General features: G+C 38.4%; 13 protein-coding genes. 3 read left to right on the top strand and 10 right to left on the bottom strand.

Features of this window, described 5'->3' with window-relative positions:
- The 7 genes from EHQ43_RS02275 to EHQ43_RS02245 form a co-directional block, all read right to left on the bottom strand.
- A complete protein-coding gene (locus EHQ43_RS02275; RefSeq protein WP_135770036.1) occupies positions 1–420 on the bottom strand; it encodes an ExbD/TolR family protein in 420 nt (139 codons plus the stop codon).
- Positions 421–442: 22 nt separating this feature from the next.
- A complete protein-coding gene (locus EHQ43_RS02270; RefSeq protein ID WP_135740321.1) occupies positions 443–1,294 on the bottom strand; it encodes a MotA/TolQ/ExbB proton channel family protein in 852 nt (283 codons plus the stop codon).
- A gap of 85 nt (positions 1,295–1,379) precedes the next feature.
- Positions 1,380–2,156 carry a cobalamin-binding protein gene (locus EHQ43_RS02265; protein WP_135770035.1) on the bottom strand — a complete coding sequence of 259 codons (777 nt, stop codon included), beginning with the start codon at positions 2,154–2,156 and terminating at the stop codon, positions 1,380–1,382.
- Positions 2,157–2,160: 4 nt separating this feature from the next.
- Positions 2,161–2,856: a potassium channel family protein gene (locus EHQ43_RS02260; protein ID WP_135740323.1), complete on the bottom strand. Its 696-nt coding sequence runs from the start codon at positions 2,854–2,856 to the stop codon at positions 2,161–2,163.
- Positions 2,857–2,861: 5 nt separating this feature from the next.
- Positions 2,862–4,595, bottom strand: coding sequence for a TrkH family potassium uptake protein (locus EHQ43_RS02255; RefSeq protein ID WP_244242604.1), 1,734 nt, complete (start codon positions 4,593–4,595; stop codon positions 2,862–2,864).
- An 80-nt stretch (positions 4,596–4,675) separates the two neighbouring features.
- Positions 4,676–5,362: a hypothetical protein gene (locus tag EHQ43_RS02250; protein WP_135740325.1), complete on the bottom strand. Its 687-nt coding sequence runs from the start codon at positions 5,360–5,362 to the stop codon at positions 4,676–4,678.
- Positions 5,363–5,392: 30 nt separating this feature from the next.
- Entirely contained in the window at positions 5,393–6,703 is a 1,311-nt protein-coding gene (locus EHQ43_RS02245; protein ID WP_135740326.1) for an amidohydrolase family protein, read from the bottom strand.
- Positions 6,704–6,744: 41 nt separating this feature from the next.
- Here EHQ43_RS02245 and EHQ43_RS02240 point away from each other — a divergent pair, with 41 nt between their 5' ends.
- Complete coding sequence (locus EHQ43_RS02240; RefSeq protein ID WP_244242603.1) at positions 6,745–8,076, top strand: MATE family efflux transporter; 1,332 nt, start codon at positions 6,745–6,747, stop codon at positions 8,074–8,076.
- 15 nt (positions 8,077–8,091) lie between these two features.
- Positions 8,092–9,843: a patatin-like phospholipase family protein gene (locus tag EHQ43_RS02235; protein ID WP_135753684.1), complete on the top strand. Its 1,752-nt coding sequence runs from the start codon at positions 8,092–8,094 to the stop codon at positions 9,841–9,843.
- Positions 9,844–10,005: 162 nt separating this feature from the next.
- Here EHQ43_RS02235 and EHQ43_RS02230 read toward each other — a convergent pair whose 3' ends face one another.
- Genes EHQ43_RS02230 through EHQ43_RS02220 form a run of 3 tightly spaced genes read right to left on the bottom strand, consistent with a single transcriptional unit; the run spans position 10,006 to position 12,628 of the window.
- Positions 10,006–11,010: an SPFH domain-containing protein gene (locus EHQ43_RS02230; RefSeq protein WP_135753683.1), complete on the bottom strand. Its 1,005-nt coding sequence runs from the start codon at positions 11,008–11,010 to the stop codon at positions 10,006–10,008.
- 15 nt (positions 11,011–11,025) lie between these two features.
- Positions 11,026–11,556, bottom strand: coding sequence for an LIMLP_15305 family protein (locus EHQ43_RS02225; protein ID WP_135770033.1), 531 nt, complete (start codon positions 11,554–11,556; stop codon positions 11,026–11,028).
- A gap of 1 nt (position 11,557) precedes the next feature.
- Positions 11,558–12,628, bottom strand: a complete 1,071-nt coding sequence (locus tag EHQ43_RS02220) for a zinc ribbon domain-containing protein (protein ID WP_135740331.1) — start codon at positions 12,626–12,628, stop codon at positions 11,558–11,560.
- 76 nt (positions 12,629–12,704) lie between these two features.
- Between EHQ43_RS02220 and EHQ43_RS02215 the strand changes: the two genes are divergently transcribed.
- Positions 12,705–14,540, top strand: coding sequence for a DUF1553 domain-containing protein (locus tag EHQ43_RS02215; protein WP_135770032.1), 1,836 nt, complete (start codon positions 12,705–12,707; stop codon positions 14,538–14,540).
- The last annotated feature ends 1 nt before the right edge of the window (position 14,541 follow it).

Raw genomic sequence — 14,541 nt, 5'->3', positions numbered from 1 at the left:
TTATTTCTTCTTTCTCACTGAGATTTTTTCAAATCCGCGAAGTTGCACTGCTGATAAAGCATCCAACATCTTTGCATATTTGGTATCGCCGGTTGTAACAATGAGGGCTAGTTTGTTTTTTAAATCCGGGATTTCCATGTGGTTTAGGTCATCACGAAATTCTTGTAAACTAACGTATTCTTTTGTTCCGAAAGCTGGGTTACGCATCTTGTAACGATCTTGTGTGACCAAAATTTCATATACATTCTTACGTAAAAATGGCTGAGGTTCGGATTGTTTGCGTGGAAGGGAAATATTCAATCCTTCCTTTACAAAGAATACTGCTGTTACCATAAAAAATACCAAGAGTAGAAAGGCAATGTCCGACATGGATGCTGCCGAAATTTCTTCTAATTCTTGTTTTTTCTTTAACTTAATCATGGTTAGTTTCTTACCGTTTGCTTTACGCTTTTTTTCCGGCTTTGAGTTTTAAGTATTCTTTGTAGATTTTGTTTGCTGCTTCTTCTACTTCAGATGTAAAAAAACCAACTCGGCCTTGTAAGTATTGGTAAAATGTCATTGCAGGGATCGCAACGATCAAACCAGCAGCAGTGGTGATAAGAGCTTCTTTGATACCACCAGCAACTACTTTGGCGTTGACTTGGTCAGCGTTTGCAATCGCATCAAATGCGTTGATCATACCGGATACAGTTCCAAGGAATCCAACAAGAGGTGCAATCGTTGATACTGCTGAAAGAACTGTGAGTCCTTTTTCTAATAATGTCATCACTTCACCAGCTTCTCTTTCGATACCAGCAGCAAAGATTTCAGGATCGTTTTGGGAAACTTCCATTCCATTTTTTAACACGTCAGTGATTCGTTGGCCCTCGTTTGCTTTTAAGAATTCATCTACACCTTGCATACCAGAAGCATCGATTGCATCTTGTAAGTCTTGGTTGTATCCTTTTCTCACTAGTTTTGCTGTGAAGAAAAAGTACATTCTTTCGAGGATCACTCCAAAACCAACAATAGATGAAAGTAGGAGAGGCCACATTGACCATCCACCAGTGACAAATAATTTTACGAGTCCAATTTCTGAATCTTGCGAAGGAGTTTCTGGTTGAGCTTCCGCAGCAGGTGCAGGAGTTTCTGGTTGTGTCTCTGCGTTTTGTGTGGTTTCAGCTGTAGGTGCCGCAGGTGTTGTTGTAGGGGTAGCTTGTGCTTCGAGTTTTCCAACAATTGCAAAAATTGTGATCAGTGCGATTACAAGAGACAAAGTGATATTTTTCTTTGTCTGGTTACATGAAACGTTCATGAATGTCTCCATATCTGATTGATATGTTTCAAATGTAGATGATCTCTGTTACATTTAGATGACAGTCACATGACAAAGAGAGTAATTAAGCTGTTAAAAAGAGTTCACGGAGTTTGGGAATCCCTTCTAAAAACAAGGCTGGCCCTGGTTGTAATATTATACTTGGGTCCATCTCAAAAATTCGATTTGTTCGGATGAAACCTGTGGATTGCCATTCGGGTTTGTTTCGCACCCAGTCCCAGTCCATCGCCTTCCCACACCAAGATCCGACATAAATGTCTGGGTTTGCCTCTCGTACGTCTTCTGCCTGGATGATCCGGTCTTTGGCAAGTTTACGGTCTTTGAGGTGGGAGAAACTGTCGATCCCACCGGCGAGGGAGATGGCTTCGCTCACCCACTGGATCCCAGTAATGATGGGTTCGTCCCATTCCTGGAAAAATACCTTGGGTTTTCTTTGAAGGGACTCATTTTCCTTTTGCCAAGATTGGATCTGATGTTTCCAACCATCCGTAATCGATTTGGCTTTTTCCGATTGCCCAACGAGGTTTCCAATGATTTGCATATTGGAAAGGATTTCTGCCATGGAACGTTGGTTGAAGATAAGAACATTTAACCCTCGTTCAATGAGGTCTTTGGCAAGCTGTCCTTGGATATCTGAAAAACCAATGACGAGGTCTGGTTCCAAGGAAAGAATTTTTTTAATATTACCACTGATAAAGGCAGAGACTTTTGTTTTTTCTTCTTTGGCTCTGGTTGGTCTTTCTGTATAAACAGAAATTCCTACAATTCGTTTTTCTTCACCTAACAGATATATCATTTCTGTAGGTTCTTCTGTTAAACAAATGATTCTTTCTGGACCCATGGATTTATGTTTCTAAAAATTTAGTGAGATCAGCCTGAGATCCGAATAAAACCACTATATCGTCTTCTTTAAGAATAGTGTTTCCATGTGGTATACCTAGGATTTTTTCTGTTTTAGAATCGGAAGCACGTTTCAGTTCATTATTGGTTAAAGGACGTTTGATGGTGATAACATTGATATTGTATTTATGGCGTAAGTCAGCTTCTGCAATGGTTTTGTTGATGTAACGTTTTGGTACCGTGACTTCTACCACGCTGTATTCATCTGATAAAAGAAAACTTGAACGCATCCCAACAAATGAGAATGTTTCTGCCATACTCCTTGCCGCTCTTTCTTCTGGATTGAATAGGTCTCGGATACCAAGTAATTCCAATACTTTTTTTTGCAGTTCTGTTTGGTATCTTGCATAAATTTGTTTCACACCAGATTTTTTTAAACTATCCGCACAAATAATCGATGTTTCAAAATCATCGGCGAGTGCTAGTACTGCATAATCCACGTCACCAATCCCTTGTGAACGTAATGCATGTTCATCGGTCGCATCGAGTGCCACTGCTACGGTTACATAGTCTTTGATGGAATCAATGATCACTGGATCTTTGTCAATTGCAATCACTTCATGTCCATCTTCAAAAAGATAACGTACAAATAGTTTTCCGAAACTTCCAATGCCAATGACCGCAATTTTTTTTCTTTGCATACTGATTAACCTACAACTACATATTCTTTTGGATATTCGTAAGTGATATGTTCTACTTTTTTAGAAAGCGCAATGAGTAGGGTAAGTATCCCCACTCTTCCAACAAACATCACAATACAAATTAATATTTTACCGAAATCAGATAGATTAGGAGTGAGTCCTCTAGTTAACCCAACTGTTCCAAATGCAGAAACGACTTCAAAACATAAATCAATAAACGGCGCTTTTTCGGTGAGCAAAAGGCAAAAGATAGATATGAAAATGACAAACAAAGATAATACAATCGTCGCACTCGCTCTTGAAATCGTTGAATGAGCAATGGTTCGGTGACCAATTTCCATTTTTTCTTTTCCTCGGATTTGGTTACTGATATTTAAAAAGGAGATCGCAAGTGTTGTTGTTTTGATTCCACCACCTGTTGAGATAGGAGAGGCACCAACCCACATCAGAAAAAAAGAAATAAAGGTCATCGGGTATCCCATCAAAGTTAAATCAAAAGTGTTGAATCCCGCAGTTCTTGTCGTAACCGAATAAAAAAGAGAATGGAAGATTTTTTTCTCGATTGGCAAATCTTTTAAGCTTAAATGATTTTCTAAAAAGAAGTAACTCAAACTACCGAATAACAGCAAAAAAGTGGTCATAAAAAACACTAATTTTGAAGTGATTGACCAACGAAATTGATAATCAAATGGTCTGAGAATTTTGGAACGAATCTGATAAATCACAGGAAAACCGAGTCCACCAAATACGATGAGTAACATGATAATGGATAAAAAACCTTCAGACTCTCTAAATGCATCAGTCGCCAATCCATTCGGTAACAAACTGAAACCAGCATTACAAAACGCAGAGATGGAATGAAAGATTGAATAGTATATTTTTTCAGGTAACGGTAGTGGAAAATCGGTTGGGAATTGGTAAAAAAGTAAAATTGCACCTACAAGTTCAATCGTTAACGTTTGCAATGTGATCTGTTTTAAAATTTCTTTAGCACGCCCCATGGTTTCTTCAGACAAAAGGTCTTTGACCATCAGTGTATCACTTACCGATCCTTTTCCTGTAAGAAAGATGGAAAAAAAACTCGTGAGAGTCATGAGCCCTAGTCCACCCACTTGAATGAGGAGTAAAATCACAAGTTGACCAGTCAGAGTGAATTGGCTACTGATATCTAAGGTCGAAAGCCCGGTCACACAAGTGGCACTGATGGTAGTGAAAATAATATCAATTGTTTTGACATGACCGTTGCTTGATTTAGGAAAATGTAAAAAACATACGCCCATAAAAATGATAAAAGCAAAGGAACCTACAAAAACGACTGATGGATTTAGTTTTTTGGACTCTCTTTTTTTCGATAAACGGAAGAAGTGAGCTAAGTTTGAAAATAAAAATAAAAACTGATTGGCTGATAAAAAGATGAGTGTCGTGTCATCACCAGAGATATGGTATGATTTTAATACGGAGATGATATTTTTTTCATAGATCACCTCAAGGCCTAACATCAAAAGTATGATCAATTCAATCTTATGTAAGTTTAGATATTCTTTCCAGTTTTTATTTGTAAAAATTATATGGAATGTTTCATAAGCGATAAAAAAACTAACTAAAGTTCTGATAGAAAGTGTTACATATTCTTTCCATTCATCTGGATAAAAAAAGCCAAAATCTAAAATTAAAATGGCAACAGAAATAAATCCAAAAACAATATAAAACAGCCTTCCAATGGGTCGCAGGTGTTCCATATATAATTTACGGATTTCAAAGCGTTTGTTTCTTAAGTATTCGAAAGTATGTATTAAAAAAACGAAAAATCGTTTGGACTTCAAGGTTTAACGTCTGCTATTTGTTTTTTCTTTTCGCGGTGTTCTTCAAGTCTTTGTTGGTCCAAATAAACGTTGGTTCCTGATAACCCTGTAGATCCACCGATGATGATAATACTACCTACAATTGTTTTTTCTACCGCAAATGCTCCTGCAACAATCGCTGAAGCACCAAGTGCAAACGGTAAAGTCAAAAAGAAGATGATATACCCTCTTCTGAATTTTGTTTCTTCATAAATAGCATCTTCATCAAATTCTTCTTTTTGTTTTTTCTTTAACTCTTGTTTGGTTCTGCTTTTTTGAAGTTGGTTTTGGAGTGCTTGTTCGTTGATTTCTCCAGTAAGTGGATTGATTGGTGAATTTTGAGCACCAGTCAGACTATATGGATTCGATGCGTTTTGGCTTGAATTGCTTTGGGTTCGAGAATTGAGCATGGATCCTGCTCCAGGGATGGAATCAATTCCGCTATATTGTGTTTTTGCGTTTCTTGGTGTCGCTAAAACAGGTGTTTCAAATTTGGGAGGCAGGGTAACATCCTTCATCACATTTGACTCAGGATCAGAATTGGGAATGTTTCTTAAATCATAATTGTTTGTGTCATAAAATCCTTCTTTGGTTTGTCCATAAATGGGACCGAACACCAAAGTAAAGACAATCATTGGCACAAAAATCTGGGAAAATACCCGCATACATTCTAGTTTACCTAATCCCTATTAGGGTCAATCCAATTCGCGACCTGAAAGTTTAGTGGATCTGTAATCCAATGAGACAGAACGTATGAATTCTAAGTCCTTGTCGGAAACACCTGCCTTATGGGCATGTTGGTACTCTTCTGCCATCGTGGTACCAAAAAGTCCTGGATCATCGGAACCAATTGTGAGTTTTAAATCATTTTGTAGGAACCGGCTGATGGGATGATCAATATGTGATTCTAACATACCAATGTATAAATTGGATGATGGACAACATTCAATTACTACATTTGTTTTTGCCAATTTTGACATCGCATAGTTTTGAAATGTATGTAAATATTGTGACTGGGTTTCATCAAATGGAATTGTTAAAATTTCATTCTTTGGTTTTGTTTTATACTCTTTCCGCTTAAGTTCCAATTCCTCTTTAGCATAAAACGGACCATAGGTGGTGATTTCATCGTAATACATCAATTCGTGTTCCACTTGGTCTTTGGCTTCCGATACAATTTCAGTACGTTCCTCTCCTAAAAAATAATCCGAATCAATACCAAGTGCAAGGGCATGACCAAGTCGATGTGCACCATATTCTGCTGATTCTAAGACCCAACGAACTGCGGAGAAGGGAGTTTTATCTCGAAAACTTTCCCCTACATGATATAAAATGGAAAGTGCGGTATTCGGTTCTGCTTTGTTGTCTTTGTGAACCGATTGGAAAAAAGATTGTTTGTCTTTTGGTGGAAAACCTTCTTCGATATGGCAAAAATCAATTCCAACCAGACCTTCCCGGATGAGAGATTCTTTTTCCATCCAGTTTTTCATCCAATCATAATGCCTTTCAAAATTGATATCTCTATGTAAAGACATCACAAGTTTTGCTTGGATGGGTTTACCAGCTTTTTTGGCAGATTCTTCTCCTTTTTTGAGTCCTTCCAAAGAGGCCATTAGTTTTGTATAAAAACTTTCTTTTGGTTCTTCTTTTCCAAACATCAATCGGTATTCAGCATAACTGATGTCCATCAAACTATTGGAAAATACTACATCATGAGAAACTTCTATGATTTCAGGTTCATCAAACTTGACTAAGGCGATAATGAGATTGAACTTTGCTTGGAAATGGAGAAATGGTGCCTTTTCTCTGAAGTGGTATAACTTAGAGAATTCTTTGATGTCTGCATAATCATCAAAAAAAGTGGAAGGTCGAATTTTTTTGCCGTAAGCTGCTTCGTACGATTCGAGATATAGGTGCCATCTAGGGTTTGGATTTTTTTTTCCAATGCGAAACAAAGTTTCAGGGGGTAAACATCCATAAAGGTGGTTGTGTAGATCGATATACATATAAAAATGACAAAACTATGCTTCACAAAATTAGACGCATCTTGAAGCCAACTCGACTCAATCAGAAAATTCTAGGATTAGCAATCCCAGTTTTTTTTGGTATGATCAGTTATACAGCCATTATGGTAGCGGATACTGCTATGGTAGGTAAGTTAGGGGAAGTCCCTCTTGCCGCCGTAGGTTTCGGCGGAATGGTGTACTTTTCCATTTTTGCATTCCTTATGGGTGGATCGATGGCAGTCCAAATCATCGTAGCACGACGATTTGGCGAGAAAAATGAAAGAGGGGTCGGGATCACTTTAGTGAATTCGATTTATTTGTCTTTCGTACTCGGATCCTTATTATCCTATTTCGGTTATCTCTATGCTCCAAGTCTTATGGCTTGGATTGGAGACGATCCAGAAGTGATCGAAGTTGCCGGAGTTTATTTATCCTACCGATTTGTGGGTACGGTGTTGTTTTTTGTTGGATTCGCCTTACGTGGATTTTTCGATGGAATTGGGATTGTTCAAGTAGGAATGATTTCATCCATTGTTGCAGCAGTCACAAATATCTTTTTTAATTGGTTATTAATTTTTGGAAATTGGGGTTTCCCTGCGATGGGTGTCAAAGGAGCAGCCATTGCATCCAGCTTGAGTTCAATACCGGCACTCTTAGTTGTTTTGTTTTATTTTTTTAGAAAGGATGTGATCAAATTCTTTCGATACGAAATATTTTCTCCAAGTTTGGAAATCATCAAAGAACTTTGTGTTGTAGGATTTGCTCCCGCACTCGAAGGAACTCTTGTGAACTTCGCATTCTCTGGGTTTTATAAAATTGCTGGTATGATCAGCACCACCACTTTAGCTTCAGCAAGTGTTGTGCTAACATGTCTTAGTTTATCATTTATGCCAGGTTTTTCATTTGGTATTGCTGCCACTACGATCCTCGGACAAGCAATGGGCCAAGGGAAAATTCGTTTGGCATACGAAGGCACTATGAGATCAGCAACGTTCTCTGCGATAGTCATGGGAAGTATGGGACTCTTTTTTATCCTCTTTGGACCATGGCTCATCAGTCTGTTTACTGATGTTCCTTCCGTAATGAAGGAAGCATATCCTGCACTTTGTATCGTGGCACTCATCCAAGTGGGAGATGCCTACCATATGGTAGTTGGATCAGCACTTCGTAGTGCTGGTATGATGTACTACGTCATGTATGTATATTTGATTGTTTCGTTTCTCATTATGTTACCTCTTGCTTATCTCTTCGGGATAGTACTAAAATGGGGAACCATTGGGATCTGGTCTGCGTTTTTTATTTGGATTTTATCAATGGCAGTGCTTTTTGTTGGAAAATTTCGTAGGAAGGAGTGGGTGAACATACGAATTTAATAAAGTGAGGGAAGAATGAAACGAACAGAATTAGAACGACAGGCGATACAGAAATTTTTAAAGTCTGTGGAGCTTTTCAAAAAACTTTCCCCATCTGTTCTCACTAGGCTTGCAAACAATGTCCAAGAAAAATTAATCCGTAGTCATGAGGCTCTCTATTACAAAGGAGAGTCTTCTGAATCTATCTACATTGTTAGATATGGCGAAATTCTTTTGGAAAATGTTGGTGGCCAATCTCATGTTTATGTGGGGTCAGGCCAAGTCCTCGCCGAAAACTCACTCATCTCAAGCTCCAATCATTCCACTTCTGCCATTGCAGTGATTGATACACTGGTATATGTGTTAAATGGAAAGTTGTTTTTACAATTAGCATCTCAAGAGAAAATCTTTGCTCAAAACATCATCCAAATGATGGGAACAAGGATGCGAGAAAATTTAGATCGTTCCAATCATAAAGATAAATTTACAGGATTGCGACGGTTATGTGTCCATATTCCTTTGGAACCAGAATATCATTTTGGAGAAAAGGTAAAATCTTTCTTAGATGAATATGGGGAAGTAACGAAAAAATTATCCGCAGCCATTCCTATTTCGACATTCAAAGGAATGGATCCTACACAAATTTCAGAATACCTAACCAATCTTCGAAATAAAACTCCATTACTTCATATTTATTTTGATGAATCAACTTCAAGGGTCGACTTACACTACTTAGTTGTCCAATCTGACTTTTTAGTTTTTTGGGAAGATGATCCTGAAAAATTTTACAAGGAGAAAGAAGAAATCATCCATTTTTGGAAAAGTAGAATTCGTAACTTTGAAGGCCGCGCTATACGATTGATGGAAAGTGGAGTGAGAAAAAGTTACCTCCCACAAGACCAAAGTCTTAAAACGTTTTACCAAAAAGATACACTTGCTCGTTATTTGGTTTCTAAGACCAGAGGCCTTGCGTTAGGTGGAGGTGGTGCAAGAGCACTTGCCCATGTTGGTCTACTTAAAGTGTTACACCGCGAAGGGATCCATTTTGATTTTGTATCAGGTGCATCGATGGGAGCTGTAATTGCTGCTTTGTATGCGAGAAAAAATAGCCCTGAAGAAATCGAAGAGATGGTGAAAAACTTCTTCGGTGGACTTGAGAGCGCTTTTGATCCCACATTACCTGTTGTTGCTTTTTTTAAAGGCAAACGAATGAAACGGATGTTAAAAAAAGGTTTTGGTGACCAAAGGATTGAAGAACTTCCACTTCCATTTGCAACATCTGCTGTCGATTTACAAACTGGAAAAGAACATATATTTGACCAAGGTCCAATTACAGAAGCACTCACTAGTGCCATGAGTTTACCAGGTGCCTTTCCTCCTTACCGACTCGGTGAAAAATTGTTAGTGGATGGGGGAATGATCAATAATGTACCTGAGAACCTCATTCGTTCGAAAGGTGCTGATGTTGTGTTGGGAATCAATGTTTCTCCTTTACAAGAAATTGTTCCTGTAAAACTCTTTGAAGACCGTAACACAACTGAAAAGGGATTTTTTCGTTATATTTGGGACACTCTCAAATACCCACCCATCTTACAAATCATGACAAGGACAATCACATTAGAAGGAAGGGAAATCACTCGCCTCAAACGTCCTAAGATGGACTTGTTTGTCCATTTCCATTTGGAAGAATTTCAGTTATTTGATTTTGCAAGGTACCAAGAAATCATCGATAAAGGAGAAAGAGAAGCAGAAGCAAACTTGGCCGAGATCAAACAGTTGTTTTCATAAATTCGGCTTTCCTAGTTACTTTAGAATTGGATTTTGAAATCGAAGATGTATTGTGATAAGGATTTAAAAAAAATCAAGAGCTGATTTTCCAATCCCATCTAACGAATCTCATGTGGAAAGTTCGATAGGATTGGAAACTGAAGTTAGAAGAATTTCATCAGTCTAAAGTGATGATAAGATCTCTTTTTTCTTTGCGTCAAATTCTTCGGCACTGATAAGACCTTGGTCAAGTAGGCCTTTCAATTTGGCAATCCTTGCAGCTGGGTCATTGGCAGCAGGAGCAGCTCCGCCTGCTTGGTTTTGCCCACCACCTTGGTTCATCATATTCCCCATCATTTGGCCCATATTCATCCCCATACCCATACCCATTCCAGCACCCATGGCACCACCACCTTGGCCTTCGTTTTCTGCAGCAGCCTGGCCTATATCGAACATTTTTTTCTGTTGGTATTTATCACCTAACATATCGATTTCGAATTTATCAGTGATGATTTTTTGGATTCGTTGGTAGTTTGGATCGTTTTGGTCAAAGTTAACGGAAGAAACGTTAAATTCAGTTAGGTCGATACCATACTTTTCAAACTCAGGCGCTAATTTAACTCGGCCAGCAGTGGAACTTTCATCTCGGTATTTGTTGATCTCAACCACTGAAGTGTTATTGTTCAAAATGACTTCTGAAATAAAATCACCAATCCCACGTACGATATTTGGTTTTAAAAATTCATCAATCGCTTCGTTTGTGGTTCGATTTCCCCCTTTGACAACGTTCAGTAAAAAAGACCGAGAATCTTTGATTCTGAATTTATAATCACCAAACGCCCGTATATTGAGAACAATTTTGTACTTAGGGTCTTCGAGAGGGATAGGGGTAGTGGTTCCCCACTTCAAAGCCATTATGGATTTGTTTACATAATACACTTCAGCCGTAAATGGAGTTTTTCCACCAAATGGAAGATTGACGAGGGCCTCTAAGATCGGAATGTTTCCCGTTTTTAAGGTATGGGTTCCCGGACCAAATGTATCTAAAGCTTTTCCTTCTTTGAAAAAGATCGCTTCAAGATTTTCATCAACTACCAATTGTCCAGCAGTGCTGATTTCATCGGATGGGTATTTCCAAACGATTTCACTTGGGTTTCCTTCAAATTTAATTCTGTCTATTAGTGCCATTGTATTTTCCTTAATTTACGTTTTTAAAAAGATTGAGTTTCGTGCTTCAAATTGTGTTTCAAAATCAAGAAGCAGTTTGTTCACTGCTTCAATCGCAGCTTCAGGATTGGTAGCAAATGATGTGGGTAACGTTTCCAAAATTTCTTTTTGTAATGTTCCTACTTTTTCCAACATTGAAAAATCATGATTCAGAACCTTTTCTATTTCTACTGAAGTTGCATTGACTCCCGTTCCAAGTCCATTGAGTCCATACCCTGCTGATGTCACTTTCAAAATGATCCGGTCAAGGAGAGTCGTTGCCGAATTGGTTTTCCCGATATTTTGAATTTGTGCTTTTTGGACAAAACCCTCTTCGAGTTTGCGAAAACTTTCTTTGAATGAGGTTAAGATTCCACCGAGTTCCTTTCTGATGAGTAAATCAGTTTTCTCAAACTCTTGGTTGGCAAGAGCCTCTTCAAATAATTTTGTTTCTTTTAAAAATTTACGAACGGGATCTTGTTCATTCTTAAAGCGTTCTAATGTGGTTTTTAACCAAGTTTGATCCATTTTATTCCTCTCCTCCATTTCCATCTAACATTTGTATGCTGTCACAAGTGATATAATTGAAAATGACACTCTTTTCTGATTGGTATTCTGCTTTTGGTAAAATGGATTTCCACTTTGCCATATCAAACTCACAATCATGTTTTTCACCTTTGGTTTCACCACTGGATTCAGTGAAGTGAACCAAATACTTTTCTTCTTTGGGTCCAAGCCTTTCACATCCAATTGCCGTACTAGCACATTCTCGGATTTGTGGGGTTGGCCAATAAGGTTCTTGTGTCGTTCCAAATCCTTTTGCAACTGCATTTCGATCAAAGGCCCATTTATCAATGCGATAACTACAGTGGTCATCATAGACTGGTTCTTTGCGGTATTTGGTCGTACAACTTTCACTTTCCGAAAAAGTTCCATCTCCTCGATCCGAACGAACTGTACGGCAATCTTGGCCATCAGGGATACTGTCATAACTACGAATTTGTCTACTTCTGGAAACACCATAAGCACCCATTGGCATTGAATCACACCAATCGGATTCTGAAACGGGTTTAAATTGGTCAATGGCAATGGTGCGAGTCCATTCGTGGTGAGTGACTTGGAGTTCTACTTTTTCAGTCCATAATACTCCCAAACAAACAAAACCAATCCCTCCAAATAAAATGGAACCAAGTAACCAGAGAACCCATTTCGGGGTTTTTGGATGGGGTTTTATAAATTCAGAATTTTGGAAGGCGAGGTCTTCTTTTGCTTTTTGGACAGAATCTTCTGTCACACCATCATGTTCTGAACGTAGTTTGACTGACTGGGCACCATCTAAAGACCCACCACAATTCCCACAAAAAGTTGCCTTAGCACCATTGGCTGTTTGGCAAAACGGACAGGTTTTATCGGCACCATAATAGATATGGTCTTGGACGGCCACTTTGTCTTCATCTTTGGGAAAGTACCTTCGGTTTGGGTCTTGTGTGGCTCCACAATTAGGACAGTGCCTATGGGTTTTTCCGAGTAATTTTTTGGAACCACAGAATTCGCAGTCCCAAAGCATTTCATAGATTTTTTCTTCTGCCATCGCAACCAAGGTTTATCCGCAAAAAATTGACTTTTGCAAGAAAAATATTTTCAATTCACGAAATCCAACTTAGAATCTTTGGCATATGAGAATGGTTTTAAATTCGATTCGAAGTCACAGCTTTCGAATCCTGTCGGTATTAATCTTAATTGGATCTTTAAGTTATGTTTCTTCTCGTTCAAAACAGAATGCGGTTCATCCCTTAGACCAATTGTATCACAAATTATCACCTAATACAGAAAAGGCGGATAGAAAAACGATTTACCGAAGATTGTCTCTTCATCTACGAGGAATGATTCCGAGTGTAAGTGAATGGAAAGAATTAGAAAATTCGAATGAAGAAACATTAGAATCCTTTGCGGTTAGTTTTTTGAAACAACCTGAGTTCGCTGAGTATTGGGGAACAAAATTCGGAGCCATGTTACGAGACAAATCAAAGGGTCGTAAGATTCCTACGGGAAGTTTTTTTCAATACCTTGCCGATTCCCTTCATGCAAACAAACCTTATGATGTTATGGTGACAGAGATGATCACCTCGACAGGATCAGTGAAAGAATCACCTCAAACTATGTTTTATATCCGAGATGGTGCCGATCCCTTACAAACAGCTGAGTATGTGGGTAGATTGTTTTATGCTAAGCGTGTAGCTTGTGCTAGGTGCCATGACCATCCATATATTTCTGATTTTACGCGAAGGGATTATTATGCACTTGCTGCCTTTTTTAGCCAACAATACTTTCGAGATGGAAGTTGGGAGCCAAATCGATATGGAAAAACATTGAGTTATGTGCCAAGAGAATTAGAAGTCCATTTGCCTATGGAGGACCAAAAAAACTTACAAGATAAAAATAATGAATGGAATAGAGAATTTTGGAACAAGTGGACCGACGAACAAAGAAAAGACTATCAAAAAAAACATGAATTGGAATTTGCCACATTATATTATGAACCGAAACTCGGAATTCGTTTTCCACATACCGATGATGCTCCAGGTGGAGATTTAGTACGCCCTAAGTTTTTGGATGGTAAGGAAGCCAAACTAAAACCAGGTGAAGATCGTAGAAAAGTTTTTGCAAGTTGGCTCACTGACAAATCTAACGATCGGTTCCGTAAGGTCATCATTAACCGAGTTTGGACAGAACTCATGGGTTGGAGTTTTTTCACACCACTTGATGATTGGAATGAAGATACTGTGGTGCAAGGAGAAGAAATCCTTAACCATCTGGATTCTTATTTTTTAGCAAACAAATTGAAACTGAAAGAACTCATTTTGTACATTGTCACATCCAATGCATATGGAAGATCTGTTACTTCACAATCGGCAAATCAAAATACCATTCAGTATTTTCCTCCCCAAAGGTTGGATAGTGACCAACTCTTAAATTCACTCATCCGTGTATCAGATTTACAAAAAGTTGGGAACATCAGAGAGAGAAATCTTTCGTTTTTCACAAATCTATTAGGTCAAAAACCGTATGATCTGTCAGGCACAGGAAAAGTGCGGATACCTTTAGATAATTTGAAAGAATTTACAAATGCAGTAGAAGTAGAACGACCTGCACCATACCATTCTTTACTCGCTGTGTTTGGTTCTGGGCAAAGAGTTGATATATCCGATGATATTTCTGAGTTAACCATTGAACAAATGTTAACTCTAATGAATGGGAGAGTTGTTGGCAAACTTGTTTGGGATTTTGGAAGCAACCAATCTCTTGTGAAAGCTGAATTTGATGAAAAAAAGTCAATGAACCAAGTAGTACAAAATTTATACTTTCGTCTCCTTGGGCGCCTTCCCACAAAAGGGGAATGGGAAAAAATCAAATCCTACCAAGTAAAACCAGACAATGTTTTTGATAAAGAACTGTTACAAGATATCTTTTGGGCTCTCCTGAATAGCCAGGAATTTCAACACGTGAATTAAG

Origin of the sequence: Leptospira bouyouniensis, assembly GCF_004769525.1 — a bacterium.
Classification (GTDB): Bacteria; Spirochaetota; Leptospiria; order Leptospirales; family Leptospiraceae; genus Leptospira_A; species Leptospira_A bouyouniensis.
This window is presented reverse-complemented; position numbering and strand designations above follow the sequence as displayed.